The organism is Streptomyces sp. EDA2-14, assembly GCF_054963755.1.
Window position 1 is genome coordinate 109,340 of the sequence record NZ_JBUEGE010000016.1, and the last position, 25,894, is coordinate 135,233.

Annotated in this window: 20 protein-coding genes, 1 tRNA gene and 1 pseudogene; 14 read left to right on the forward strand and 8 right to left on the reverse strand. The window is 71.5% G+C overall.

Annotated features, from left to right (window positions below; translation table 11 throughout):
• The first annotated feature begins 44 nt into the window (after window positions 1-44).
• From tmk to ACY34M_RS30605, 4 genes are all read left to right on the forward strand, one after another.
• A complete protein-coding gene (gene tmk, locus ACY34M_RS30590) occupies window positions 45-3,191 on the forward strand; it encodes a dTMP kinase (RefSeq protein WP_462721561.1) in 3,147 nt (1,048 codons plus the stop codon).
• A 155-nt stretch (window positions 3,192-3,346) separates the two neighbouring features.
• Window positions 3,347-4,552, forward strand: a complete 1,206-nt coding sequence (locus ACY34M_RS30595; protein ID WP_462721560.1) for a DNA polymerase III subunit delta' — start codon at window positions 3,347-3,349, stop codon at window positions 4,550-4,552.
• Window positions 4,553-4,674: 122 nt separating this feature from the next.
• Entirely contained in the window at window positions 4,675-6,252 is a 1,578-nt protein-coding gene (locus ACY34M_RS30600) for an alpha/beta hydrolase (RefSeq protein ID WP_462721559.1), read from the forward strand.
• A gap of 94 nt (window positions 6,253-6,346) precedes the next feature.
• Window positions 6,347-6,420, forward strand: a tRNA-Thr gene (locus ACY34M_RS30605).
• 88 nt (window positions 6,421-6,508) lie between these two features.
• On the opposite strand, the gene ACY34M_RS30610 is transcribed toward ACY34M_RS30605, so the two are convergent.
• Complete coding sequence (locus ACY34M_RS30610) at window positions 6,509-8,203, reverse strand: bifunctional 3'-5' exonuclease/DNA polymerase (RefSeq protein WP_462721558.1); 1,695 nt, start codon at window positions 8,201-8,203, stop codon at window positions 6,509-6,511.
• A gap of 74 nt (window positions 8,204-8,277) precedes the next feature.
• Window positions 8,278-9,129 (reverse strand): nitrilase-related carbon-nitrogen hydrolase, encoded by an 852-nt coding sequence (locus ACY34M_RS30615; RefSeq protein WP_462721557.1) that lies wholly within the window; start codon window positions 9,127-9,129, stop codon window positions 8,278-8,280.
• 305 nt (window positions 9,130-9,434) lie between these two features.
• On the opposite strand from ACY34M_RS30615, the gene bla reads away from it, so the two are divergent.
• From bla to ACY34M_RS30630, 3 genes are read left to right on the forward strand one after another with little or no spacing between them, the layout of a single operon-like run.
• Window positions 9,435-10,352: a class A beta-lactamase gene (bla, locus tag ACY34M_RS30620; RefSeq protein ID WP_462721556.1), complete on the forward strand. Its 918-nt coding sequence runs from the start codon at window positions 9,435-9,437 to the stop codon at window positions 10,350-10,352.
• 28 nt (window positions 10,353-10,380) lie between these two features.
• A complete protein-coding gene (locus ACY34M_RS30625) occupies window positions 10,381-11,508 on the forward strand; it encodes a DUF2786 domain-containing protein (protein ID WP_462721555.1) in 1,128 nt (375 codons plus the stop codon).
• Between the two features lie 43 nt (window positions 11,509-11,551).
• A complete protein-coding gene (locus ACY34M_RS30630) occupies window positions 11,552-13,861 on the forward strand; it encodes an FUSC family protein (protein ID WP_462721554.1) in 2,310 nt (769 codons plus the stop codon).
• A gap of 41 nt (window positions 13,862-13,902) precedes the next feature.
• Here the strand turns inward: ACY34M_RS30630 and ACY34M_RS30635 are convergent, their stop codons facing one another.
• From ACY34M_RS30635 to ACY34M_RS30645, 3 genes are all read right to left on the reverse strand, one after another.
• Window positions 13,903-14,457, reverse strand: a complete 555-nt coding sequence (locus ACY34M_RS30635) for a hypothetical protein (RefSeq protein WP_462721553.1) — start codon at window positions 14,455-14,457, stop codon at window positions 13,903-13,905.
• Window positions 14,458-14,468: 11 nt separating this feature from the next.
• Entirely contained in the window at window positions 14,469-15,926 is a 1,458-nt protein-coding gene (locus ACY34M_RS30640; protein ID WP_462721552.1) for an aldehyde dehydrogenase family protein, read from the reverse strand.
• Between the two features lie 98 nt (window positions 15,927-16,024).
• Complete coding sequence (locus ACY34M_RS30645; protein ID WP_462721551.1) at window positions 16,025-16,921, reverse strand: helix-turn-helix domain-containing protein; 897 nt, start codon at window positions 16,919-16,921, stop codon at window positions 16,025-16,027.
• A gap of 263 nt (window positions 16,922-17,184) precedes the next feature.
• Here ACY34M_RS30645 and ACY34M_RS30650 point away from each other — a divergent pair, with 263 nt between their 5' ends.
• Entirely contained in the window at window positions 17,185-17,682 is a 498-nt protein-coding gene (locus tag ACY34M_RS30650; protein WP_462721550.1) for an ATP-binding protein, read from the forward strand.
• 21 nt (window positions 17,683-17,703) lie between these two features.
• Here ACY34M_RS30650 and ACY34M_RS30655 read toward each other — a convergent pair whose 3' ends face one another.
• Window positions 17,704-17,946, reverse strand: a complete 243-nt coding sequence (locus ACY34M_RS30655) for a DUF397 domain-containing protein (RefSeq protein WP_462721549.1) — start codon at window positions 17,944-17,946, stop codon at window positions 17,704-17,706.
• Window positions 17,947-18,393: 447 nt separating this feature from the next.
• Here ACY34M_RS30655 and ACY34M_RS30660 point away from each other — a divergent pair, with 447 nt between their 5' ends.
• From ACY34M_RS30660 to ACY34M_RS30675, 4 genes are all read left to right on the forward strand, one after another.
• Window positions 18,394-18,930, forward strand: a complete 537-nt coding sequence (locus ACY34M_RS30660) for a DinB family protein (protein ID WP_462721548.1) — start codon at window positions 18,394-18,396, stop codon at window positions 18,928-18,930.
• A gap of 34 nt (window positions 18,931-18,964) precedes the next feature.
• Entirely contained in the window at window positions 18,965-19,606 is a 642-nt protein-coding gene (locus ACY34M_RS30665) for a PadR family transcriptional regulator (protein WP_462721547.1), read from the forward strand.
• A gap of 87 nt (window positions 19,607-19,693) precedes the next feature.
• On the forward strand, window positions 19,694-20,620 hold the full coding sequence (locus ACY34M_RS30670; RefSeq protein WP_462721546.1) for an ATP-binding cassette domain-containing protein: 927 nt from the start codon (window positions 19,694-19,696) through the stop codon (window positions 20,618-20,620).
• Window positions 20,617-21,384 (forward strand): ABC transporter permease, encoded by a 768-nt coding sequence (locus ACY34M_RS30675; protein ID WP_462721545.1) that lies wholly within the window; start codon window positions 20,617-20,619, stop codon window positions 21,382-21,384. The genes ACY34M_RS30670 and ACY34M_RS30675 overlap by 4 nt, the downstream gene beginning before the upstream one ends.
• 10 nt (window positions 21,385-21,394) lie before the next feature.
• On the opposite strand, the gene ACY34M_RS30680 is transcribed toward ACY34M_RS30675, so the two are convergent.
• On the reverse strand, window positions 21,395-22,822 hold the full coding sequence (locus ACY34M_RS30680) for a glutamate decarboxylase (protein ID WP_462721544.1): 1,428 nt from the start codon (window positions 22,820-22,822) through the stop codon (window positions 21,395-21,397).
• A gap of 48 nt (window positions 22,823-22,870) precedes the next feature.
• Window positions 22,871-24,163, reverse strand: a complete 1,293-nt coding sequence (locus tag ACY34M_RS30685) for an ion channel protein (protein ID WP_462721543.1) — start codon at window positions 24,161-24,163, stop codon at window positions 22,871-22,873.
• A gap of 122 nt (window positions 24,164-24,285) precedes the next feature.
• On the opposite strand from ACY34M_RS30685, the gene ACY34M_RS30690 reads away from it, so the two are divergent.
• Together ACY34M_RS30690 and ACY34M_RS30695 are read left to right on the forward strand one after the other, a co-directional pair.
• Complete coding sequence (locus tag ACY34M_RS30690; RefSeq protein ID WP_462721542.1) at window positions 24,286-25,044, forward strand: MerR family transcriptional regulator; 759 nt, start codon at window positions 24,286-24,288, stop codon at window positions 25,042-25,044.
• Between the two features lie 159 nt (window positions 25,045-25,203).
• Window positions 25,204-25,866: pseudogene (locus tag ACY34M_RS30695) on the forward strand (DedA family protein); the annotation flags it as partial.
• Window positions 25,867-25,894 lie beyond the last annotated feature (28 nt).

Sequence of the window (25,894 nt, forward strand, 5' to 3'; positions counted from 1 at the left end):
GAACACACCTTCGGTGTGTCGGTGGGGCCCGATAGGCTGGACGAATGACCCGTGCCGAGCAGCCAACGGACCCCAACACGGCCCCAGACGACGCCCTGGTCGCGGACTCCCGGGAGCGCGCGGTGCGCGCCCTGTTGCGCGTACCTCAGTTGAAGCGACTGTGGTCCGCGCAGCTCGTCGGCGGAGTCGGCGATGTGATCGGGCTGCTTGTGCTCGTGGTGCTCGCGATTCAGACGGCCATCCCCGAGGAGTCCTTCGGCGGTGGATACCGCGGCGTCGCCTTCGCCGTCGCCGCCGTGTTCGGGGCGCGGATCCTCTCGACGCTGCTGTTCGGCGCCGTCCTGCTCGGACCGCTGACCTCGCTGACGGCGCCCGACGGCCCGCTCGACCGGCGCTGGACCATGGTCGGCGCCGACGGAGTGCGGGCCGCACTGCTCATCGTCGCCCCGCTGTGGATCGACTGGACGCCGGACAACGCGCTGGCGATGCTCCTCGTGACGGCCTTCGTCGCCGGGGTCGCCGAGCGGTTCTGGACCGTCGCCAAGGAGAGCGCGGCGCCCGCGCTGCTGCCCCCGCCGCCGCCCGAGGGCGCGGCCGTACGGCCGTTGCCCGACCACGGGGACGCGCTGCGGCGGCTCTCGCTGCGCACCGGATTCGTCGCCGTGCCGCTCGGCGCGGCCGGCCTCGTCGTCGTGACCCTGGTGCAGAACCTGATCGGCGCGGGCGTCGACTGGTTCGCCGCGCACCAGGTGGCGCTTTCCTCCTACGTGGGGGCCGGCCTGTTCGCCGCCTCCCTGTCGGTCGTCTTCTTCCTCGAACTGCCCGACACGCAGACCCCGCGCGCGCGGTCGCCGCTCGAGGGACTGCGCCGGCCCAAGAACGGCACGGGTGTCGACAAGGGACGCACGGGCGCGATCCGGCTGCTCGTCCTCGCCTGCGCCTGCGTCGCCGGGGCGATCTCGGCGGCCGTCGCCGTGTCCGTGCTGCACTCCAAGGACCTGGGCGGTGGCCCGGTCACCTTCGGCCTGCTCGTGCTCGGCCTGACCGGCGGCACCGGTGTCGGCATCCGCACGGCGCCCAAGGTGCTGCCGTCGCTCTCGCGGCGCCGCCTCTTCGCCCTCGCCATCGCGTTCACGGGCATCGGGCTTCTCGCGGCGGGCCTGGTGCCCGACGTGACGAGCGTGATCCTCCTCGTGACGCTCGCCGGGGTCACCGCGGGCATCGCGGCGAACACCGGGCACGCGCTGCTCGACCAGGAGTCCGAGGACTACCGCCGGGCGCGCACGACCGAACACCTGCAGGCCGTCGTACGGGTCTGTGTCGCGCTCGGGGCGCTGCTCGCGCCGGTGCTTGCCGCGCTCATCGGGCCGCACCACCTGGAGAGCGGAAAGTTCGTCTTCGCGCACGGGGGCGCCGCGTTCACGCTGATGCTGGTGGGCGCGCTGCTGCTGCCCGTCGCCGCGCTGGTGCTCGCCAAGGCCGACGACCGCAGCGGGGTGCCGCTGCGGCACGACCTGCGGGACGCGCTGCGCGGTGGGAACGACCCGGTGCAGGCCCCCGCCGCGACCGGCTTCTTCATCGCCCTGGAGGGCGGGGACGGCGCCGGGAAGTCGACGCAGGCCGAGGCGCTCGCCGAGTGGATCCGCGGCAAGGGCCACGAGGTCGTCGTCACGCGCGAGCCGGGCGCGACGCCGGTCGGCAAGCGGCTCCGCTCGATCCTGCTCGACGTGTCGTCCGCCGGTCTCTCGCACCGCGCGGAGGCGCTGCTCTACGCCGCCGACCGCGCGGAGCACGTCGACACGGTCGTCCGGCCCGCCCTGGAGCGCGGCGCCGTCGTCATCTCCGACCGGTACATCGACTCGTCCGTCGCCTACCAGGGCGCGGGCCGCGACCTGTCGCCGACCGAGGTCGCCCGCATCAACCGGTGGGCCACCAGCGGTCTCGTACCGCACCTGACCGTGCTGCTCGACGTCGACCCGGAGGCGGCCCGTGAGCGCTTCACGGAGGCGCCGGACCGGCTCGAGTCGGAGCCGATGGAGTTCCACGCGCGCGTGCGCTCCGGTTTCCTGACGCTCGCCGCCGGTGACCCCGGCCGCTACCTGGTGGTGGACGCCGGGCAGGAGCCCGAGGCCGTCACGACGGTCGTCCGGCACCGGCTCGACATGCTGCTGCCGCTCTCCGAGGCCGAGATCAAGGCCCAGGAGGAGGCCCGGAAGGCCGCCGAGGAAGAAGCGCGCCGCAAGGCCGAGGAAGAGGCCGCCCGCAAGGCGGAGGAGGAGCGCCTGGAGCGCGAGCGCCAGGAGCAGCTCGCCAAGCTGCGTGCCGAGGAAGAGGAGCGCAAGCGCCGCGAGCTGGAGGAGGCGCAGCGCCTGGAGGCCGAGCGGCAGGCCGAGGAGGCGCGGCAGCGCGCCGAGGAGGAGCGCCGCAGGGCCGAGGAGGAGCGGGCCCGCCTGAAGGCCGAGGAAGAGGCGCGCGCCGCCGAGCAGGAGCGGCTTCGCAAGCAGGCCGAGGAGGAGGCGCGGCTGCGGGCCGAGGCCGAGGAGCGCCGCCTGGAGAAGCAGCGCAAGGCCGAAGAGGCGCTGCTGCGCGCGGAGGAGGCGCGGCGGCTCGCGGCGCAGGCCGCGGAGCAGGCGCAGCGGAGCGCGGGCGCGCCGACCGCGAACCTCCGGAAGGTCGAGCTGCCGAGCGAGGCGCCGCAGGACGCGGTCCCGCAGGACGCGGCTCCGCGGGACGCGGCTCCGGAAGATGCGGTTCCGGACAACGAGACGACCGTGCCGACGCCGATCGTCCGGCCGGACGCCGAAGAGACGACCGTGCTGCCCAAGGTCGAGGGCGCGGAGGAGACGACGGTCCTGCCGCAGGTGGGCAACGACGCGGACGCCGAGGAGACGAGGCAGCTGCCGCAGCCCGCGCCCGGTGCGGCGGACGAGACGGCGGTCCTTCCGCAGGTGTCCGACCCGGCGGACCGGATGCCGCGCGGCTACTTCCGCGACGAGCGTCCCGCCTCCGGCCAGGAGGGTTCCAACGAACGCACGGCGGAGCTGCCGCAGATCGACGAGCACGGCAGGCCGCGGCGGCCGCGCTCCGACTGGGCGGAGGAGACGCCGCTGGACGACCTCCCGTCCCTGGCGGACGAACTGCTCGGCGGCCACGACGACGAGGACGACCGGGGCGGTCGGCGCCGCAGGTGAACCGTGGCCGGGGCCGGTGTTTCAAGCCCCTCCGGCGTTTGAGGAGCGGAGTCCGGGGCGGAGCCCAGGGTGCTCGGCCACGGTTCCGGTGATGTCAGTGGTGACCGGCACAATGGGTTGCGCTGGGGTCGGCAGGAGCAAGGGACGGTGGCCGCATGGCCGTGTGGGATGACCTGGTTGGCCAGGAGCGGGTGATCGCGGAGCTGAGCGCCGCCGCGCGCGACGCGGACGCCCTGGTGACGGCGGCCGCCGCCGACACCCCGCCACCGGCCGCGTCCAAGATGACGCACGCCTGGCTGTTCACCGGCCCGCCGGGCGCCGGCCGGGAGACCGCGGCCCGCGCCTTCGCCGCGTCCCTCCAGTGCGTGAGCCCGGACCGCGCCCTCGGCGGAGCCCCCGGCTGCGGATTCTGCGACGGCTGCCACACCGCCCTGCTCGGCACGCACGCGGACGTGTCGACGGTGGCCGCGGTCGGCACCCAGATCCGCGTCGACGACATGCGCGACACGGTCCGCAAGTCGTACACGTCACCGGCGAACGGCCGCTGGCAGGTGATCCTCGTGGAGGACGCCGAGCGGCTCAACGAGAAGTCGGCGAACGCGGTCCTCAAGGCGGTGGAGGAGCCCGCCGCCCGCACCGTGTGGCTGCTGTGCGCGCCGTCGGTGGAGGACGTACTGCCGACGATCCGCTCCCGCTGCCGCCTGCTGACCCTGAGCACTCCCGCCGTCTCCGCCGTCGCCGACATGCTCGTACGGCGTGACGGCATCGAGCCCGACGTCGCCGCCGCCGTCTCCCGCGCCACGCAGGGCCACATCGACCGGGCCCGGCGCCTGGCCACGGACCCGCGCGCGCGGGAGCGCAGGGCCGCCGTCCTGAAGGTGCCGCTGCGCGTCGAGGAGATCGGCGGCTGCCTCAAGGCGGCGCAGGAGCTGGTGGACGCGGCGGCCGAGGACTCCAAGCAGCTCGCCGAAGAGGTCGACACGAAGGAGACGGAGGAGCTGAAGGCGGCGCTCGGCGCGCAGAGCGGCGGGCGGATGCCGCGCGGTACGGCCGGCGTCATGAAGGACCTCGAGGACATGCAGAAGCGGCGCCGCACGCGCTCGCAGCGTGACAGCCTCGACCTGGCGCTCACCGAGCTGACCGGCGTCTACCGGGACGTGCTCGCGATGCAGCTCGGCTCGCGCGTGGAGCTGGCCAACACGGAGATTCAGGACACCCTGGAGCGGTTGGCCCGAGGCACGTCTCCCGAGTCGACGCTGCGGCGGATCGAGGCGATCGGGGCGTGCCGGGTGGCGTTGGACGGGAACGTGGCGCCGCTCCTGGCGGTGGAGGCGATGACGGTGTCCCTCCGCGCGGGCTAGCCACCGCGCCCCACGCCACGGGGCTCCGCCCCGGACCCCGCGCCTCAATCGCGGCGGGGCTGGATCGTGCAGCTACGGGTACGCAAGGTGACCATCTCGACGCAGAGCGTTACGCTCGCTCGATGTACTCCAGGCGCCACCCCCTCACCCCACGCCGCCGGTCCGCCGTGCTCGCCGTCGCTGTCGGAATCTCCCTCGCCGCCATCTCGGCCTGCGCGTCGGGCAGTTCGGGCACGCCGGGCGCCTCGCTCGCCGCGCTGCCCCGCTCCACGCCCGCCGATCTGGCCCCGTACTACGACCAGGCGCCGAAGTGGCACAAGTGCGGTGTGCCCGGCTTCGAGTGCGCCACCCTCAAGGCGCCGCTCGACTACGACAAGCCGTCCTCCGGCGACATCGACCTCGCCGTCTCCCGGAAGAAGGCGACGGGCCCCGGAAAGCGCCTCGGTTCGCTCCTGGTCAATCCGGGCGGCCCCGGCGGCTCCGCGATCGGCTACCTCCAGTCGTACGCGGGCATCGGCTACCCGGAGAAGGTCCGCGCCCGCTACGACATGGTGGCCGTGGACCCGCGCGGCGTCGCCCGCAGCGAACCCGTCACCTGCCTCAACGGCAAGCGGATGGACGCGTTCACGCAGACCGACGTCACCCCGGACGACGAGGCGGAGCGGGCGCGCCTGACCGCCGCCTACAAGGGGTTCGGGGCCGGCTGCGAGACGTCGAACCGCACCTCGGGCCGGGTCCTGCCGCACGTGTCCACGGTCGAGGCGGCCCGCGACATGGACGTCGTGCGCGCGGCGCTCGACGACGAAAAGCTGAACTACGTAGGCGCCTCGTACGGGACGTTCCTGGGCGCCACGTACGCGGGCCTGTACCCGGAGCGGGTCGGCCGGGTCGTCCTCGACGGCGCGATGGACCCGTCGCTGACCGCGCGCGAGATGAACAAGCAGCAGACCGCCGGCTTCGAGACGGCGTTCAAGTCCTTCGCGAAGGACTGCGCGAAGCGCTCCGGCTGCCCCCTCGGCTCCGGCACCCCCGACGCGTCGGGCAAGCGCCTCAAGAAATTCTTCACCACCCTGGACCGCACGCCGCTGTCCACCGGCGACGAGAAGGGCCGCAAGCTCGGCGAGGCCCTCGCCACGACCGGCGTGATCGCCGCGATGTACGACGAGGGGTCCTGGCCGCAGCTGCGCGAGGCCCTCACGTCGGCGATGAAGGACAAGGACGGCGCGGGCCTGCTCGCCCTCTCCGACAGCTACTACGAGCGCGACCCCGACGGCACGTACTCGAACATGATGTTCGCCAACGCCGCCGTGAACTGCCTCGACCAGCCCCCGGCCTTCACCTCGCCCGGCCAGGTCGAGAAGGAGCTCCCCGACTTCGAGAAGGCGTCCCCTGTCTTCGGCGAGGGCCTCGCGTGGTCCTCCCTGAACTGTGCCCACTGGCCGGTGAAGGCGACCGGCGAGGCCCACCGCATCACCGCCGACGGCGCGGCCCCCATCGTCGTCGCCGGCACCACCCGCGACCCGGCCACTCCCTACCGCTGGGCGAAGTCCCTGGCCTCCCAGCTCTCCTCCGGCCACCTCCTCACGTACGACGGCGACGGCCACACGGCGTACGGCCGCGGCAGCGACTGCGTGGACGGCGCGATCGACGGCTACCTCCTGACCGGCACCCCGCCCACCGACGGAAAGCGCTGCTCGTAGTGCGTGTCCCCTGGTCATAAAGGCTGTACGGAGCACCCCCGCGGAGCGTGTAGGATTGGCGACGTTGCTGACGCACTCCGGTGCGCGCGGCGGCGCCGCCTTAGCTCAGATGGCCAGAGCAACGCACTCGTAATGCGTAGGTCTCGGGTTCGAATCCCGAAGGCGGCTCAGACGGAAACCCCAGGACGGAACCGACTCCGACCTGGGGTTTTGTCGTGCCTGGGGTTTGTCTGGGGTTTTGTCGTGGGGGCGGGGGCTATTTGGCGTCCGCGTAGCACTCCACGACTGCCACCGTGAACGGGAAGCGCACCGGGGTTTCGCCGAAGGTGATGCGGCCCGCGAGGTCCGCTGCCGCCTCGATCGCCTTGCTCACCCGCTCCGTCTCCTCCTCGGGGCAGTGCACGATCACCTCGTCGTGCTGGAAGAACACCAACTCGGCCGCCATGGAAGCAAGGTCACGGCGCAGGGCGGCGAGGACGAGCAGGGTCCAGTCGGCGGCGCTGCCCTGCACGACGAAGTTCCGGGTGAAGCGGCCGCGGGCGCGGTGGTTCGACGAGGTGTAGCCGTAGCCGTACGTCAATGCGCCGGTTTCCGCGGTCTGTTCGGGCTCGTCCTGGGGAATGCCGGCCTCCTCGGGGTCGGCGGCGCCCACCGCGGGCGGGCAGGTGCGGCCCAGCCACGTGCGGACCAGGCGGCCCTCCTCGCCCGCGCGCGCCGCCTCGTCGACGTACGCGACCGCTTGCGGGAAGCGGCGCCGCAGCAGCGCCAGATTCTTCAGGCCGTCGCCCGAGGTCTGCCCGTATATCGCGCCGAGCACGGCCAGCTTGGCCTGGCCCCGGTCACCGGCGAACGCCCGGTCGGACACCGCCTGGTACAGGTCGGCGGCCTGGCCCGAGACCTCCATGAACGCGGGGTCGCGGGAGATCGCGGCGAGTACTCGGGGCTCCATCTGGTCGGCGTCAGCCACGACGAGCCGCCAGCCCGGGTCGGCGACGACCGCGCGTCGGATGACCTTGGGGATCTGCAGGGCGCCGCCGCCGTTGGTCGTCCACCGGCCCGAGACCGTGCCGCCCGGCAGGTACTCGGGTCTGAAGCGGCCCTCGCGCACCCAGTCCTGCAGCCAGGACCAGCCGTGCGCCGTGTAGATCCGGTACAGCTTCTTGTACTCGATCAGCGGCGGTACGGCCGGGTGGTCGATCCCCTCGATCTCCCAGCGGCGGGTGGAGGTGAGCTTGATGCCGGCGTGGGCGAACGCCTTGATGACGTCGGCGGGGAGGTCCGGGCGCACCGGTCTGCCGAATGCCGCCGACACCTCGTCCGCCAGCTCGGCCAGGCGGCGCGGCTCGCCGCCGCCCCCGTACCGCTCGCCCAGCAGCTCGCCGAGGACCGCGCGGTGCACGTCCGCCCGCCACGGCAGGCCCGCCGCGTGCATCTCGGCGGCCACCAGCATGCCCGCCGACTCGGACGCGGTGAGCAGCCGCATCCGGTCCGGGTGGGCGGTCGCCTCGTGGCGGCGCTGCTGCTCGGCGTACACCTCGACGAGGTCGGTCAGCGTGACGTCCACGGGCGGGCGCGGTTCGAACAGGGAGGACTGGGAGCCGGGGGCCGCGACGCGGGGCGGGGGATCGGGTGGGACCGGCGTGCCCTTGAGCCGGGCCAGCGCCGCCGCGGCGGAACGGGGCTCGCCGTGCCGGCCCTCGTGCGCGATCAGGAGGTTCTCGGCGGCCTCGATGTCGTAGCACCGCTCCACGCGGGCGCCTGCGGCGAGCAGCCGCGGGTAGACGGCGTGCGTGTCCCGCCACACCCATCGGGTGACCTCGGGCCGGGAGCGGACGGCTTCCGCGAGGTCCGGTTCGTGGACGACGGGGCCTGCGGGCAGGCCGTCCGGGCTCAGCGGCACCAGGTCGGCGCCGCCGTGCTCGGTGGGGGCCAGGGCCCAGCGTTCGGTCACGCTGCCGAGTTTCACACCCGGCACTGACAATGCGTGTCCTGCGACGGCGTTGCGGTCTCGGGGCGCTGCTCCGCCTAGCTGTCGCCGCCCTCGTCGATCAGGCGGCGGACCTCCCGGTCGATCAACCCGAGGCGCGCCTCCGCCACCAAGGGGACCGCCCTGCGCTGGCGGCGCGCCTCGTGCACGTCGATGTCGACCGTCACCAGACCCGGCTCCCACTGCGGCGCCTGCGCCACCACCGTGCCGCGCGGGTCGACGACGCGGGAGCCGCCCCAGAAGGACGCCCCGTTCTCGTTGCCGACGCGGTTCACGAAGACGACCCAGCACTGGAGCATCTTCGCCGTGTAGGAGAGGAGCGTGTCCCAGTACAGGGTCGTGTCCATGGCCTCCGGGTCGAGCGTCGCCGCGCTGTTCGCGGGCACGAACAGGACCTCCGCGCCGTCCTGCACCGAGACCCAGGGCAGCACCGGCTGCCACGCGTCGTTGCAGACCAGCGTCGCGGCCCGGCCGTGGTCGCGCGGCAGGTCGTACGCGCGTGCGTGCTGGCCGGGGCTGACGTGCTTGCGCTCCTCCCAGGCCAGGTAGTTCGGGAGGTACAGCTTGCGGTGAGCGTGCAGCAGGGCGCCGCCCGAGTAGTAGGCGGAGGTGTTGTACGCGCGCAGGCTGGTGTGTTCGTGCAGGCCCACCATGACGTCCGGGGAATGCGGGTCGTCCGGGGACGTGAGGCCGAGCAGGCGCGGGTCGTTCGTGGCGATCGACGTGTCCGACTTCAGGCCGCCCAGGTGATAGCCGTGCAGGCTCAGTTCGGGAAAGACGACCAGGTCCGCCCCCTGGCCCTTGGCCTGCGCGATCTGCTCGCGGGCCGTCTCCAGGTTGGCGTCCACGTCGCCGAGTTCGCAGTCGGTCTGCGCCAGTGCCACTCTCATGCCCCCGAGCCTCGCATGTCGCGGAGGCGTCCGGCATCTCGGCGGGGTGAGGATCGAGAGGCGTCGTCGTGAGGGTCGGGAGACCGTCGTCGTACGAGGTGAAGCTCGCGGCCGTACGGGGATGAAGCTCGCGGCCGTACGGGGGTGAAGCTCCGGCCGTACGGGGGTGAAGCTCGCAGCCGTACGAGGTGAGGGCTCGTCACCGTATGAGGTGCACGCACGCAACCGTATGGGGCGGAAAGATCGTCGTCGTACTCGTACGGGTCGGAAAGACCGTCCTCGCTCAGAAGGGGCCAACTCCCACCGTGTCCACCACCCGCCGCGCCATACTGACCACCGCGACCGCCCTCGGCGCCACCGCGCTCACCGGGACCGCCACCGCCCACGCGGCGACCGGCGCCGCCCGCGCCGAGTCCGCCGGTGGCCGCCGCTTCGCCGCCCTGGAGCGCCGGCACGACGCCCGCCTCGGCGTGTTCGCGCACGACCTCAGCACCGGGCGCACAGTCTCGTACCGCGCCGGTGAGCGCTTCCCGATGTGCTCCACGTTCAAGACGCTCGCCGTCGCCGCCGTGCTGCGCGACCTCGACAAGGACGGCGAGTTCCTGGCCCGCCGCGTCCACTACACGCAGGCCGACATCGACCGCGCGGTCGGCGCCCCGGTCACCGGGAAGCCGGAGAACCTCGCGCACGGCATGACCGTCGAGGAACTGTGCGGCGCCGCGATCTCGTACAGCGACAACACCGCGGCCAATCTCCTGATGGAGCACCTCGGCGGCCCCACCGCCGTCACCCGCTTCGTCCGCTCCATCGGCGACCGCACGACCCGGCTCGACCGCTGGGAGCCCGACCTGAACTCGGCCGAGCCGGGGCGTGTCACCGACACCTCCACACCCCGCGCCATCGGCACCACGTACGCGCGCCTGGTCCTCGGCCGCGCCCTCGCCCCGGCCGACCGCGAGCGGGTGACCCGCTGGCTGCTCGCCAACACCACCAGCGGCGAACGGTTCCGCAAGGCGCTGCCCGCCGACTGGCTGGTCGGCGACAAGACCGGCACGGGCAGGTACGGCACCGCCAACGACGTCGGCATCGCCTGGACGCCCGACGGGGCGCCGGTCGTCCTGTCGGTCCTGTCGACGAAGCCGGGCAAGGACAAGGACACCGAGGGCGACAGCCCGCTGGTGGCGCGGGCCACCGAGCTGATCGTGGAGTCCCTGACCTCGTAGGGCTGGGACGGGCTGGGATCATTGCCGTATGAGCGGTACGAGCAGTGACAGCACGGTCGAGCGGGCCTTCGCCGCCGCCCTCCACGACGGCGGCGACCTCGACACCGGTGCGTCACTGCTCGCCGCCGACCCGTCCGCCGACGCTGAACTCGCGCTGCGCGGGCGGGAGTTCGTGCGGCGCGCGTGGGAGCGCGGCTGGCAGCCGGCCGACGTGCTGCGGATGGTCGTACGGGACGAGGGCCTGGACGCGGCCCACGAACGGCTCGTGGCGCGACTGATCCGCACGGAGACCGAGCGTTACGAGCGCCTGCCGCCGCGCTGGACCGCCCAGCTCGCCGAGCTGCCGGCGGCGGAACCCGTGCGCGCGGACCGCTTCTCGTCCGCCACCACCGCCCTTGAGCTGTACCGGCTCCTTGCACGGCTGCCGGCGATCGAGCCGGTCGGCCCGGTGCCGGGGGAGTCGATCACCGTGCCCGTGGCGGGGGAGCCGCGGGCCCTGGCGCGGATCCGCGCGCTGCTCGCCAAGGCGGAGCGGACCGGGTACCCGCCGGAGGCGGAGGCGCTGTCGGCGAAGGCGCAGGAGCTGATGGCCCGGCACTCGGTCGACGAGGCGCTGCTCGCCTCCCGTACGCACGCGAAGGACGCGCCCGCCGCCTGCCGGATCGGCGTCGACGCCCCCTACGAGACGGCGAAGGCGGTGCTCCTCGACGCGGTGGCCACGGCGAACCGCTGTCGCGCGGTGTGGAACTCGGCGTTCGGATTCTCGACCGTGGTCGGCTTCGAGCCCGACCTGGAGGTGGTCGAGGTCCTTCACACGTCGCTGCTCGTGCAGGCCACGGCCGCGATGACGCGTGCGGAGGCCGAGCAGCGGGCGGGCGGCCGCAAGCGTACGAAGACCTTCCGGCAGTCGTTCCTCGCCGCGTACGCGCACCGGATCGGGGACCGGCTCGCCGCGGTCACCGAGCAGGTCACGGGCTCGGTGGGGGAATCGGCGGGGGAGGTGCTGCCGGTGCTCGCGGCGCGGGACGCGGCCGTCACGGGGCGGGCCGAGGAGATGTTCCCGGCGACCGTGACGACGCGGATGAGGGGCGTCACCGACGGCGCGGGCTGGGAAGAGGGCGTCGCGGCGGCGCAGCGGGCCCGGCTCGACGGGTGAACCCGGGCGATCCGGGAAGGAGCAATGCCCGTATTCTGGCGAAATGAGCTGGTTCCGGGCGTTGAAGGTGACCACGCGCTCGGGCCTGACCGTGGAGCGCAAGCGCCTCGAACCGTTGATCGCCCTGCGCGGCGCCGCGGGGCTCGCGATCGTGCTCGCCGTCAGCCTGTCGCTGTTCGGCCCGGCGGTGGCGGCCGGTTCCGCGTTCGGCGCGTTCCAGGCCGCGATCGCCACGTTCCAGCGCAGTTGGCGGCCGCGGCCCGAACTGGCGCTCGCCTCCGGCGCGAGCCTCGGCATCTCCACGTTCCTCGGCTATCTCACCGGCTCCCACCTGCTCCTCTTCCTGCCGCTGCTCGCGCTGTGGACGTATCTCGCGGGGCTCGCGTGGGCGGCGGGGCCGACCATCGGCATCATGGCGTCGTCGAACGTCGCGATGATGCTCGTCACCATCACCCTGCCGACGACGATCGCCGAGGCGGCGGGCCACGCGGCGATGATGGCCTTCGGCGGCCTGGTCCAGGCGGCGCTGGTGGTCCTCTTTCCCGTACGACGATGGGGAGCGCACCGCGACGCCCTCGCCGACGCGCTCGCCGCCGAGGCCGACTATGCGCGTCGGCTCCGCCATGATCCGGTCGCCGCGTTCGATCCCGAGCCGCTGATGCTGGCGCGGAACGCTGCCGCGCTCACGCCCCGCCAGGCGCGTACTCGGCCCGCGCAGCTGCACGGGGCGCGGGGGCTTGCCGAGCGGATCCGGCCGGTGCTCGCCTCGCTGGCCGATCCGGCGGTCGGGGTGCCGGAGGAGGGGCCCGAGCGGGATCGGGTGCGGGAGCTGCTCGCTGCCGCGGGGGCGATTCTTGATGCGGCGGCGCGGGCGATTCGGCATGGGTCGCCGGTGAAGGTTCCGCCGGATGCGATTGCCGTGTTCCGGACGCCGGATACGGGGGCGATTCTTTCGGGGCCGCCGCAGCGGGCGGCCACCCGTTTGGGGTCGCTGTTGCGGGATGTGCTGGAGACGGCGGGTGGGGTGCGGCCCTCCGACGACACGGGAGCCGTCCCCACGTCACGGGGCTCCGCCCCGGACCCCGCGCCTCAATCGCCGGCGGGGCTTGGAGATCGGCATCGGTCGGCCGCCCCCGTCACGTCTCGGGGCTCTGCCCCGGACCCCGCTGCTCAATCGCCGCAGGGGCTTGATTTGCCGGAGTCGGCCGACACGGGAGCCGTCCCGACGTCTCAAGCGTCGGCGGGGCTTGAGACGCTCACCCCGGCTCCGGCTCGGCCGTTGCGGCGGCCCAGTGTGTTTCATTTGCTGCCTGTGGCCGTGCGGGCCATTCGGCGGGAGGCGAGGCCGGGGTCGCCGGTGCTGCGGCATGCGAACCGGGTGGCCGCGGTGGCCGTCGCCGGGTATCTGTTCGGGGAGGTGCTGCCCTTCGGGCACGGTTACTGGGCGCCGATGTCGGCCGTGATGGTCATGCGGCCCGACTTCTCGCAGACGTACTCACGCGCGGTCGCCCGCTTCGGCGGCACGCTCGTCGGCGTCACCCTGGCGACCGCGATCCTGCAGCTCGCGCACCCCGGCACGTACCTCTCCGCACTGTTCGCCGTGGTGTGCGCCGCGCTGATGTACCTGCTGATGCGCACGGGACAGCTCGCGGCCCAGGCCTGCGTCGCCATGTACGTCGTGTTCCTGCTCGGCATGGGCGGCCAGGAGTGGAGCCAGACGGTCCCCGAGCGCGTCGTGCTGACGCTGGTCGGCGGCGTGCTGGCCATGCTGTCGTACGCCCTGTACCCGGCCTGGGAGACGCCGCGGCTGCGCACCCGGCTCGCCGACTGGCTCGTCGCGCTCGGCGAGTACGCCGCCGCGGTCGTCGGCCACTACGCGAGCCCGGCGGGCAAGAGCTGCCCGGACGTGCGCGAAGCCCTCCTGAAGGCCCGTGACGCGCACATCGCCTGGGAGCAGGCCGCGGCCCGCGCCAAGACCGAACCCGTACGCCACCGCGGCCTGTCCAACGCCGCGGCCGACGACGCCGCGCACGCGCTGCACCACATCGGCCGCGTCGTGATGCTGATGGAGGCGCACCTGCCGGAGCGCGGCGCGACCCCGGTGCCCGCGGCGGCCGCGCTCGCCGACGCGCTGCGCACCGCGACGCGCGACGGCGCCACCGCCATCCGCGAGCGCCGCATCCCGCGCTGGAAACCGGTCCGTGAGGCCCTCGACGCCTGGGACGGCGAGGGCGTCCCTGACCGGGTGGTGCGGCGCGGGGCGACCCTGTTCCTCGAAACGCTGGAGGAGCTCTCCGACGCGCTCGACACCGACGTGCCGCCGATGACACGGGAGTCCACCGACAGCCGGTGACGTCGTCGGCCCCGGCCCGCCCGTGGCCCGTGGCCCGTGGCTCAGTTCGTCGGGAGGCCGCTGGGCAGGTCGGTCGGCAGCTTGTCGCCCTTCGTCTTCTTGAACGTGTCCTGCCGGCCCGCACCCCACGAGATCCGCATGGTGCTGCCGTCGTTGGACTCGACCGAGCCCTTCGTCCGGTCCGTGTTCCCGTCCGCGCACCTGAGCGACAGCGCCGGTCTGCCGGAGCCGGCCACGGTCCCGGTGCACAGGTGCCCGTCGGAGGTGGTCAGCGCGGCCTGCTCGGCGCCGACGACGAGGACGACGGGCTTGCCGCCCGCGGACGCCTTCCAGACGCCCTCGGCATCCTTCACCGAACCGGACCCCGAACCGGACCCCGAACCGGACCCGGAATCGGACCCGGAATCGGACCCGGACCCGGAATCGGACGAGGCGGATGAACCGCCATCCGAGGGCGCGCCCGCGTCCCCGCCCGTTTCCGTGCCCTTGCTCCGGTCCTTGCCGTCGTCACCCCCGCCGCCGCTGCACCCGCTCACGGCGAGCGCCGCCACGACGGCCAGGGTTCCTGCGGCGATCCGTACGTTCCTGATGTGCACGACTTCCCCCACTAGAACGGGAACTGCGAGCGCCCCCGCTGCACCGATATCCACTTCTGCGCGGTGAACGCCTCCAGCGTCGCCTCGCCGTTGAGCCGGCCGACCCCCGACTGCTTCTGCCCGCCGAAGGCGACGAGCGGCTCGTCGTGCACCGTCCCGTCGTTCACGTGGAACATGCCGGTGTCGATCTGCTGGGCGAAGGCCACCCCGCGCTCCACGTCGCCCGTGTGCACGGCGCCGCTCAGCCCGTACGGGGTGTCGTTGACGATCCGCACCGCCTCCTCGTCCCCGTCGAACGGGATGAGGAGCGCGACGGGACCGAAGATCTCCTGGCGTAGGACGGGGGAGTCGGTGGGCAGCCCGGTGAGCACGACCGGCTCGACCAGGTTCCCGTCCACGCTGCCGCGCACGAGCGCGGTGGCGCCCTCCGCGACCGCCGTGGAGACGACGCCGGAGATCGCGTCCGCCTGCGTGGAGTTGATGACCGGGCCGATGACGGTGTCCGGGTCGCGCGGGTCGCCCGCCTTCAGCGAGCCGACCTTCGCCACGAACTTCGCCGTGAACTCCTTCTCCACCTTGCGGTCCACGAGGATCCGGTTCGCGGCCATGCAGACCTGGCCCTGGTGGACGTACCGGCTGAAGACCGCGGCGTCCACCGCGTAGTCGATGTCGGCGTCGTCGAGCACGGTCAGCGCGCTGTTGCCGCCGAGTTCGAGGATCGCCTGCTTGAACTGCGCGGCGCAGACCGTGCCGACGTGCCTGCCGACCTGGTCGGAGCCGGTGAAGGAGATGACCTTCGGCACGGGGTGGGTCAGGAAGGCGTCGCCGATCTCGGCTATGTCGGTGATCACCACGTTGAGCAGACCCGCCGGAAGGCCCGCGTCCTCGAAGAGCTTCGCGATCAGCGAGCCACCCGTGATCGGGGTGTTCTGGTGCGGCTTGAGGACGACGCCGTTGCCGAGCGCGAGCGCGGGGGCGACGGACTTCAGCGACAGCAGGAACGGGAAGTTGAAGGGCGAGATCACGCCCACCACCCCGACCGGCACCCGGTAGAGCCGGTTCTCCTTGCCGTCCACCGGGGAGGGGATCACGGTGCAGCGCGGGCGCAGCGTCAGCTGGACCGACTCGCGCAGGAACTCCTTGGCGAGGTGCAGCTCGAAGCCGGCCTTGACCCGCGTACCACCGAGCTCGTCGATGATCGCCTCGGTGAACTCGGCCTCGCGCTCCTCCAGGAGGCGCAGGGCGCGCTCGAAGACGGCGCGGCGCGCGTACGCGTTGGTCTTCGCCCAGTCCTTCTGGACCCGCTCGGCGGCGCGGTACGCCTCGTCGACCTCCTCGACCGATGCGACCGTTATGGAGGCGAGCTTGTCCCCGTTGTACGGATTGAAGTCGATGATGTCCCACGCACCGCGTCCGGGACGCCACGAGCCGTCGATGTATTGCCGGTCCAGTTCCGTGAAGTAGGACATGTAATCCCTTGCTGCAGCGCCGGGCACCTCTGATGTGACGTCATCGTACGGGCGAGTAGCACGAGGCGCGGCAAGAGATCCGTCAACTCACAGAATGCTCAACCCAATTCGGACAGAGCGTTGTGCAGCAGTCGCACACTGTCTTCGGGTGAAGGGCACTGGGAGGAGAGATCCGTCATCGCCTTCTCGTACTGCGTGACGTCCTCGCGCTTGTCCAAATACAGCGCACTGGTGAGCTGTTCGAGAAAGACGACGTCCGAAAGGTCGGACTCCGGGAACGTGAGAATGGTGAACGTGCCGGATTCGCCGGGGTGCCAGCCGTGGCTGAACGGCATGATCTGCAGGGTCAGTTGGGGAAGCGAGGCCAGCTCGATGAGGTGCTCCAGCTGCCCGCGCATCACCTCGGGTCCACCCTGCACGCGCCGCACGGTGGCCTCGTCGAGCACGATGTGCACCTCCGGCGCCCGCTCGGCGACCAGGAGCTTCTGCCGCTCGATGCGCAGTGCGACCCGCCGCTCGATGTCCTCGCGCGAGGAGCCCTTCATGCCCTGCTCGACGACCGCGTGGGCGTACCCCTCGGTCTGCAGCAGTCCGTGCACGAACTGGGCCTCGTAGCCGCGGATCTGCGTCGCCGCGCCTTCGAGGCCGAGGTAGGTGGGGAACCAGCCGGGCAGGATGTCGCTGTAGCTGTGCCACCAGCCCGCGACGTTGGCCTCCTTGGCGAGGGAGAGCAGGGCGGAGCGCTCGGCCTCGTCGTCCACTCCGTACAGCGTCAGCAGGTCGGCCACGTCGCGCGTCTTGAAGCTCACCCGTCCCAACTCCATGCGGCTGATCTTCGATTCGGAGGCGCGAATCGAGTAGCCGGCGGCCTCGCGGGTGATCCCGTGCGATTCCCTCAGGCGCCTCAGCTGTGAGCCCAGCAGGATGCGTCGCACCACCGAGCCCCCGCCAGAGTTCAGCGCCTGGGGCGACCCCCAAGCCTCCCCTGCCGTCACGTCTCTTCATCCTCCCCATTGGTCCACGGCCGAAGTCTGCCATCAAAACGCTCCAGCCTGTACTCGTTCGGTTACAGAAACGGAAAGATCGCGAAGTAGATGCGCAAGTATGCGTAGGAAGAAATGCACGAGAAGCGGTACGGGGCCCCTCAAGTCGGGCGCGTGCACGTGCATCTGCCCTTGCATCCGCCGTACGCATTCGGAACGATGGCGCCACCACCACCGCTCGCTGCTGTGTACTGCGAAACTGGGGAGTGTCTCGCATGGGGACGAATGGATCGACCATGCTCGAGCCGTTAAGAAGGGGCTTGCCGCCGGTCGACCCTTCGGCCGTTTCCAGTACCGCGTCCTGCGCTCTCCCCGCCCGCTACGAAGCGGTCCGCTGTGCCCGCGAGTTCAGTCGCAGGACGCTCGCCGACTGGGAGGCCCTGGAGCGTTTCGACGACATCTGTCTCGTCGTCTCCGAACTGGTCACCAATGCCCTGCGGCACGGCCTTCCCGCGGACACCCCACGCGGTTCGGAGCCGCCCGTGCGGCTGCATCTGATGCATTGGTCCTCGCGCGTGGTGTGCGCGGTCCGTGATCCCAGCGACGACAGTCCGGTCGCCCAAGAGGTGGATGTGGACGCCGACTTCTCCGACTTCTCGGCCGAGTCGGGGCGGGGTCTGTTCCTCGTCGACTCCTTTGCCGACAGCTGGGGCTGGCATCCCCTCGCCGGAGCGCCGTGCGGCAAGGTCGTCTGGGCGCTGTTCCGGTTGTGAAGAAGGCGTTTTGACGCCGCGTCAGGCCCCTGCCACGAGATGGTCGAATTCCCCGTCCTTCACGCCGAGGAGCATCGCTTCTATCTCCGCGGGCGTATAGACGAGCGCGGGACCCTCCGGAAAGTTCGAGTTGCGCACGGCGACCCTTCCGCCGGGCAACTTCGCGAACTCCACGCAGGAACCCTGTGAGTTGCTGTGCCTGCTCTTCTGCCAGACCACTCCGTACAACTCCGTGGCCGCCATGCCGTTGTACACGTGGTGCACGGTTCGCTCCCCGGTGGTGCTGTCAGTGCTCTAACAGTGAATGATTCTGTGGTCAATGTGAAAGCCGAGACAGCAGTGATCAACTGCCTCAACTGTCCAGGATCATAGCTGCGTTCAAATTCCCATGCATGGGCAGATGCACGTGCACGCGGGGTGTTCTCGCAGTTACAGCTCGGAAAGCGCCTGCCCCCGTGCCCGCATTACATGCGAGCGCCATCCACCGTCCACGTTTTTTCGAGCCATCGGCCGCGCCGGGCCGTCCGGATCGAATCCCTCGTGAACCAAGAAAAGAAGCATCCCGTGGCCTTCCGGGTGCGGCGCCCAAGTGATGATCCGGCCAGCGGAATTGGCCGAATCCCGATCGGCCCATCGCCCCGCGTCCAGGCCAGGATCCGACCTGGATGCCCCGTAGGTTCGTGCACACGACGACACGAGAGGTGGCACCCGATGGTCATGCATGTGAGTCCCGAAGCCCGTGGCGACGAGCGCGGAGCGCTGCTCGCCTTCATCGCCGAGCAGCGCGGCGGCATCCGCCGGGCCTTGCTCGGCCTGACCGACGAGCAGGCCTCGTCGAAGCCCAGCGCCAGCGCCCTCTCGCTGATCGGCATCGCCAAGCACGTCGCCGAGGTGGAGCAGGGCTGGATCGCGCTCGCCGGCGGCACCGCGCCCGACGTCGCGCGCACCCCGGAGACGTACGGCAAGGGGTTCGAGCTGGTGGACGGCGAGACGGTGGCGTCGGTGCTCGCCTACTACGAGGACGTGGCCCGCCGCACCGAGGAGTTCTTCCGGGCGGCGCCCAGCCTCGACGACACGTTCCCCCTGCCGGACGAGCCCTGGTTCCCCGACGGCCAGGAGGTCTCGCTGCGCTGGCTCGGCCTGCACCTGATCCGCGAGACGGCGCGGCACGCGGGCCACGCCGACATCGTCCGCGAGTCCCTGGACGGGAAGACGGCGTTCGAGCTGGTGGCACTCGCCCACCAGTGACGTCCCGCGGTTGCCGGGCTCTAGGCTGGAGTGCATGTCAGCGATCCGCCTCCTGGTTCTCGGAGCCGTGCGTCAGCACGGCCGTGCGCACGGCTATCAGGTGCGCAACGACCTGGAGTACTGGGGCGCCCACGAGTGGTCGAACGCCAAGCCCGGTTCGATCTACCACGCGCTCAAGCAGATGGCGAAGCAGGGACTGCTGCGCGCCCATGAGATCGCGCCCTCGACGGCCGGCGGTCCGCCGCGCACCGAGTACGAGCTGACGGACCAGGGGCAGGAGGAGTACCTCTCCCTGGTCCGTGCGTCGCTGACCTCGTACGACCAGCGGCCCGACATCCTCACGGCGGCGCTCGGCTGCATGGTGGACCTGCCCCGCGAGGAGGTCGTGGGCCTGCTCAAGGAGCGGGTGCGCGCCATGGAGGAGTGGCGGCGCTCCGTCACGGAGTACTACACGCCCGAGGAAGGCCCCGAACAGCTGGGCCACATCGGCGAGATCATGAACCACTGGGTCTTCTCGGCCGACACCGGCGCGCAGTGGACCAAGGGCCTGATCGCCCGCATCGAGGGCGGCGCCTACACCTTCGCGGGCGAGGGCGAACCCTTCGTCGGCGTGCTCGCGGAGGGGCAGGAGAACCCTTACGCGGCGGGGGAGCAGGCCATGAGGAAGAACCGCTAATCAAGTTTGACGAATGAAGGTGCCTCGGTTACCTTCGCCCACCTAGTCAAGTTTGACTACGACGGGTTTGGTCACGGAGGGAGCCGGATGACGGACGCGATCGTCGCCGAGGAAGTGCGGAAGCGGTACGGGGAGAAGGCGGCACTCGACGGGCTCGACCTGACGGTGGGCCGCGGCACCGTGCACGGCGTGCTCGGGCCGAACGGGGCGGGCAAGACCACCGCCGTACGCGTCATGACGACCCTGCTCAGGCCCGACGAGGGCCGCGTCGAGGTGGCGGGCCACGACGTGCGGAGCGCCCCGGACGAGGTCCGCCGCCGCATCGGCCTGCTCGGCCAGCACGCGGCGCTCGACGAGGAGCTGAGCGGTCGGCAGAACCTGGAGATGTTCGGCCGCCTGCACCACCTGGGCGCCCGGCGCGCGGGCGTACGGGCCGGCGAACTCCTGGCCCGCTTCGGCCTGGCCGACACCGGCCGCAAGGCCGTCAAGGCGTACAGCGGCGGCATGCGGCGCCGCCTCGACCTCGCCGCGTCGCTCCTCACCGACCCGGAGGTCCTCTTCCTCGACGAGCCGACCACCGGACTCGACCCGCGGGGCCGCGCCGAGGTCTGGGACGCGGTGCGCTCACTGGTCGGTGGCGGCACGACGGTGCTGCTGACCACGCAGTACCTGGAGGAGGCGGACCAGCTGGCCGACCGGATCTCGGTGGTCGACCGGGGCCGCGTCGTGGCGGACGGCACCCCGGACGAGCTGAAGGCGAAGCTGGGCGGCGGCCGGATCGACGTCGTGGTCCGGGACGCGGCGCAGCTGCCCCGGGTGGCCGCGATGCTGCCCGCGGGCGCCACGGTCGACGCCGACCGCCGCCTGGTGAGTGCCCCGGTGCACGACCGGATGGCCGCGCTCACCGACGTCGTACGCACCCTTCAGGAGACCGGCGTCGAGGCGGAGGACGTGGCGCTGCGCCGCCCGACGCTCGACGAGGTGTTCCTGCACCTGACGGAGGTGCCCGCATGAGTACGTCGCTGAGCTGGGCCGTCACGGACTCCTGGACGATGACCCGGCGCGAACTCGCCCACTGGGGGCGGCAGCCGGTGCAGGTCGTGGTCGGCCTGGTGTTCCCCGTGATGCTGCTCGTGATGTTCGGCTACCTGATCGGGGGCGGCAAGGGCGTTGAAGGGGACTATGTCGACTTCCTCGTCCCCGGCATGCTCGCGCTGACCATGGCGTTCGGCCTGGAGTCGACCATGCTGGCGATCACGCAGGACCTCAACAAGGGGGTGGTCGACCGGTTCCGGTCCATGCCGATGGCCAACGGGGCGGTCCTGGTGGGCCGTTCGGTGGCGGACATGCTGCAGTCGGCGGCGTCGGTCGTGGTGATGGCCGGGGTCGGCCTGGCGCTCGGCTGGCGGGTGCACGGTTCGTTCGGCGCGGTCCCCGGGGCCTTCGGGCTGCTGCTCCTGCTGCGCTTCGCGATGCTCTGGCTCGGCATCTGGCTGGCCATGGTGGCGGGCAGGCCGGAGCTGGTGCAGGCCGTGCAGATCCTCGTGTGGCCGGTCGGGTTCCTCTCCAACGCCTTTGCGGTGCCGCAGACCATGCCGGACTGGCTGGGCGCGGTCGTGGAGTGGAACCCGATGTCGGCCACGGCGTCCTCGGTCCGCCACCTCTTCGGCAACCCCGGCGGCGCGGACGAGGTGTGGCTCGCGGTGGCGTGGCCGGTGGGACTCGTGGCGGTGTTCTTCCCGCTGGCGGCACGGAGGCTCGCGGGGCTGAGCCGCTAGCCGGCGCCTCCTAGTGGTGGAACCCGGTGGCCGCACCTTTGTCCCGCGTACCGGGGTGCGGCTGGCTCCGCAGCTCCGGCAGGAGCCGGTCGATGTCCTCCACCAGGAGCTCCGCCAGGTCGGACGAGAAGCCGTTGCGGCACACCACCCGCAGCACCGCGAGATCCTCCCGGTGCGCGGGGAAGGTGTACGCGGGCACCAGCCACCCCTGCTCCCGCAGCCGCCGCGACACGTCGAACACGTCGTACGCCTTCACGTCCGGCGCCGTGGTGAACGCGAACACCGGCAGCTCGTCGCCGCGCGTGAGGAGGCGGAAGTCGCCCAGCGCCTCGATCCGCTCGGCGAGCCCCCGTGCCACGTCCCGCGTGGCCTGCTGCACCGCCCGGTAGCCCTCGCGCCCGAGCCGCAGGAACGTGTAGTACTGCGCCACGACCTGGGCGCCCGGCCGCGAGAAGTTGAGCGCGAACGTCGGCATGTCGCCGCCCAGGTAATTGACCCGGAAGACGAGCTCCTCCGGCAGGGCCTCCGCGTCGCGCCACAGCGCCCAGCCGACGCCCGGGTAGACGAGCCCGTACTTGTGGCCCGACGTGTTGATCGAGGCCACCCGCGGCAGCCGGAAGTCCCACACCAGGTCCGGGTCGAGGAACGGCGCCACCATCGCGCCCGAGGCCCCGTCCACGTGCACCGGGATGTCGAGGCCGGTCTTCTCCTGCAGCTGGTCGAGCGCCGCGCACAGATCGGCGATCGGCTCGTACGAACCGTCGAAGGTCGAGCCGAGGATGCCGACGACACCGATCGTGTTCTCGTCGCACAGCTCCGCCGCGGCGGCCGGGTCGAGGTGGAACCGGTCGCCCTCCATCGGCACCTGCCGGGCCTCCACCTCCCAGAAATTGCAGAACTTCTCCCAGCAGACCTGCACGTTCACGCCCATGACGAGATTGGGGCGGGCCTCGCGCGAGGGATAGCGGTCGGCGTTCCTCAGCGCCCAGCGCCGCTTGAGCGCCATCCCCGCGAGCATGCACGCCTCGCTCGACCCGGTGGTCGAACAGCCCACGGCGGTGGACGGGTCGGGCGCGTTCCACAGCTCGGCGAGCATGGCGACGCAGCGCCGCTCCAGCTCCGCCGTCCGCGGGTACTCGTCCTTGTCGATCATGTTCTTGTCCCGGCACTCGCCCATGAGGACGCCCGCCTGCGGCTCCATCCACGTGGTGACGAAGGTGGCGAGGTTGAGGCGCGCGTTGCCGTCCAGCATCAGCTCGTCACGGACCAGCTGATACGCGGTCATGGGCGCGAGCGGACCGTTCGGCAGCCGGTGCTTGGGCGGGGCGTCCGTCATCCCGGCCGTCGGGTTCGCCTCCCCGTAGAAGGGGTTGACGGCGATCGGGCGCTCGTCGGGCTTGCCGTAGCGGTCGGCGGGGCTCTGGTGCAGTGGTGACATGAGGCAACTCCTTTGCAGGGAAGGGAGGTTGTGCGGTTGTCGACACGCTCAGCGGATCGCCGATCCGTCCTTCGACAGTTGCATCTGCGGCCGTCCCGTCACCAGCAGCCAAGCGGGCAAGGATGCGATGCACATGAGCGCGATGATCGCGGGGGACGCGACCAGGACGGCCGCCGTGAAGAGGCTCACCCAGCCCTGCCGGGTGACCGCGAGCAGCACCCCGAGGACACCGGCCGCGATGCCGACCGACGGGTTCACGCCGGGCACGGCCGCGTGTGCGAACAGGCCGAAGGCCGCGCCCACGAACACGGCGGGGAAGATCCGCCCGCCCCGGAACCCGCAGGTCGCGGCGATGAGCAGCGCGGCCAGCTTCACCACGGTCATGACGGCGAACTCACCGGCCGACCAGCCGTCCGGCGACGCGGCGATCTCCTTGACCTCCGCGAGGCCCTTGAACAGCGTCAGTTCGCCGCCGAGCGCCCCGAGCAGGCCGAGCACGAGGCCGCCCAGCGGAAGCATCAGCATCGGGTGGCCGAGGCGGCCGAAGGCCCGGTGCGCGTAGGGGAAGGCGTACACGGCGGTCATCGCGAACACCGCGGCCGCGCACGCGACCACGATCGCGGCCAGGAGGTCCGCCCAGCCGGGATCGCTCAGCGGCGGCAGTCCCAGGTCGAAGGAGGGCGAGGCGATCAGGGCGGTGGTCATGGAGCCCGCGGCCGCCGCGAGAAGTGGCCCGAACATGTTGTCCCACAGCGAGCCCTTCAGCGGCATCGGCCGCCCGGCCAGCCCCTCGGAGACGAGCAGCGCTGCCGCGATCGGCGTACCGAACAGGGCGCCCACGGTCGCCGCCGTCGCCAGATTCACCCACAGCGTCGCGGGCGACTTCGGCACCAGCTTCTTGCCGAGCCAGAACGCGAGCCCCACGTTCACCGCGATGACCGGGTTCTCCGGGCCCAGGCTCGGCCCGCCGGCCAGCATCAGCGCGGCGGCCAGCGCGAGCCCCGGCAGCACGTACGGAGGCAGCGGCTCCTCGCCGCCGAGCCCCATCGTCGCCGGGTCGGGGCCCGCGTGACCGGGTGCCTTCCAGACCACGAGCCCGACGAGGACGCCCGTGACGGTGAGCATCACGATGATCCACAGCGCCGAGTAGCCGCCGATGCCGAGGGCGTCCGGCAGGTCCTCCCACACCAGGTCGGCCAGCTTCTCCGCGATCCAGTCGAGCGCGAGGAACAGCACGCTGCAGGCGACGCCCACCACCAGCGCGGGCAGCACGAGCGGCAGCAGCGTGCGGGCGGACACGGCGGGCGGGGGCGGCGTCTCGGTCTCCGTATGCGTGCTCACGGCGCCACTTTAAGCGGACATAAAACGCATAACACCCCGAGAAATCGCCGAAGCAATCGACTTGCACCTCACGTCACGTGAGGACCCAAGCTGAAGGACGTACGAGGAAGGAGGTACGGCGGATGAGCTACTCCGTCGGCCAGGTCGCCCGGTTCGCCGGGATCACGGTGCGCACCCTGCACCACTACGACGAGATCGGTCTGCTCGCCCCGGGCGAGCGCAGCACGGCGGGCCACCGCCGGTACGGCGAGGGCGACCTCGACCGGCTCCAGCAGGTCCTGTTCTACCGGGAACTCGGTTTCCCGCTCGACGAGATCCAGGCCCTGCTGGACGACCCGGACTCCGATCCGCGCGCACACCTGCGGCGCCAGCACGAACTGCTGACCGTCCGCATCGAGAAGCTGAAGAAGATGGCGGAGGCCGTCGAACACGCCATGGAGGCACAGAAGATGGGAATCCGGCTCACCCCCGAGGAGCGCTTCGAGGTCTTCGGGGACGAGGACCCCGCCCGGTACGAGGAGGAGACCCAGCAGCGCTGGGGCGACACGGACGCCTACGCCGAGTCGCAGCGCCGGGCCGCGACCTACACCAAGGAGGACTGGCAGCGCCTGCGGGCCGAGATCGACGACTGGAACGCGCGCCTCGCGGCCCTGGCCGCCTCCGGCGAGCCGGCGGACGGCGAGCGGGCCATGGACCTCGCCGAGGAGCACCGCGCGCACCAGTCGCGGTGGTTCTTCGAGGTCTCGTACGAGATGCATGTCTGCTTCGGCGACATGTACGTGGACGACGAGCGCTTCAAGGCGCACTACGACGCCCTGGGCGAGGGGGTCGCGGAGTACCTGCGTGACGCGATCCACGCCAACGCGGTCCGGGGCGTCTGAGCTGCCTGAAACGTCCGTACGACAGGTTTGCCACAGTTTCCGCACAGTGCATCCTGAGGGGACCACTGGAACCTGGCAGGGAAAATCGGCGTTGATAACTTTGCACCGCCATTGCTTTGCCCTGCCTTTGTCACCCAAGCCCCTCAGGAGTCCGGACCCGTGATGACGCTTGCTCTTGGACCAAGCTGGCTGGACCCGGACTATCTGCTGAACACGTTCGGCATCTGGGGCCTGCTGCTCATTGTGTTCGCCGAGTCGGGACTGCTGATCGGCTTCTTCCTGCCCGGCGACTCGCTGCTGTTCACCACGGGCCTGCTGATCACCTCGAAGCAGCTGGACTTCCCGCTGTGGGGGGCGATCGGGCTGATCTGCCTCGCCGCGATCCTGGGCGACCAGGCGGGCTACATGTTCGGCAAGAAGGTCGGACCGTCCCTCTTCAAGCGCCCCGACTCCCGCCTCTTCAAGCAGGAGAACGTCACCAAGGCGCACGAGTTCTTCGAGAAGCACGGCCCCAAGTCCCTGGTCCTGGCCCGCTTCGTGCCCATCGTCCGTACGTTCACGCCGATCATCGCGGGCGTCTCGGGCATGAAGTACCGCTCGTTCCTCACGTTCAACGTGATCGGCGGCGTGCTGTGGGGCGCGGGCGTCACCCTGCTCGGCTCCTGGCTCGGCAACATCGAGTTCGTGCACAAGAACATCGAGGCGATCCTGATCCTGATCGTCCTGATCTCGGTGGTGCCGATCGTGATCGAGTTCCTGCGGGCCCGCGGCAAGTCGAAGAAGGAGGCTGCCGGGTCCGCGCAGAGCGGCGAGGACCGGCCCGCGCCGACCCGTCGCCGGCACGCGAAGC

Bases quoted from the DNA above. Each gene is read 5' to 3' on its own strand.
- tmk (WP_462721561.1), top strand. From the start codon at position 45: ATGACCCGTGCCGAGCAGCCAACGGACCCCAACACGGCCCCAGACGAC.
- ACY34M_RS30595 (WP_462721560.1), top strand. From the start codon at position 3,347: ATGGCCGTGTGGGATGACCTGGTTGGCCAGGAGCGGGTGATCGCGGAG.
- ACY34M_RS30600 (WP_462721559.1), top strand. From the start codon at position 4,675: ATGTACTCCAGGCGCCACCCCCTCACCCCACGCCGCCGGTCCGCCGTG.
- ACY34M_RS30615 (WP_462721557.1), bottom strand. From the start codon at position 9,129: ATGAGAGTGGCACTGGCGCAGACCGACTGCGAACTCGGCGACGTGGAC.
- ACY34M_RS30625 (WP_462721555.1), top strand. From the start codon at position 10,381: ATGAGCGGTACGAGCAGTGACAGCACGGTCGAGCGGGCCTTCGCCGCC.
- ACY34M_RS30630 (WP_462721554.1), top strand. From the start codon at position 11,552: ATGAGCTGGTTCCGGGCGTTGAAGGTGACCACGCGCTCGGGCCTGACC.
- ACY34M_RS30640 (WP_462721552.1), bottom strand. From the start codon at position 15,926: ATGTCCTACTTCACGGAACTGGACCGGCAATACATCGACGGCTCGTGG.
- ACY34M_RS30650 (WP_462721550.1), top strand. From the start codon at position 17,185: ATGGGGACGAATGGATCGACCATGCTCGAGCCGTTAAGAAGGGGCTTG.
- ACY34M_RS30660 (WP_462721548.1), top strand. From the start codon at position 18,394: ATGGTCATGCATGTGAGTCCCGAAGCCCGTGGCGACGAGCGCGGAGCG.
- ACY34M_RS30665 (WP_462721547.1), top strand. From the start codon at position 18,965: ATGTCAGCGATCCGCCTCCTGGTTCTCGGAGCCGTGCGTCAGCACGGC.
- ACY34M_RS30670 (WP_462721546.1), top strand. From the start codon at position 19,694: ATGACGGACGCGATCGTCGCCGAGGAAGTGCGGAAGCGGTACGGGGAG.
- ACY34M_RS30675 (WP_462721545.1), top strand. From the start codon at position 20,617: ATGAGTACGTCGCTGAGCTGGGCCGTCACGGACTCCTGGACGATGACC.
- ACY34M_RS30680 (WP_462721544.1), bottom strand. From the start codon at position 22,822: ATGTCACCACTGCACCAGAGCCCCGCCGACCGCTACGGCAAGCCCGAC.
- ACY34M_RS30690 (WP_462721542.1), top strand. From the start codon at position 24,286: ATGAGCTACTCCGTCGGCCAGGTCGCCCGGTTCGCCGGGATCACGGTG.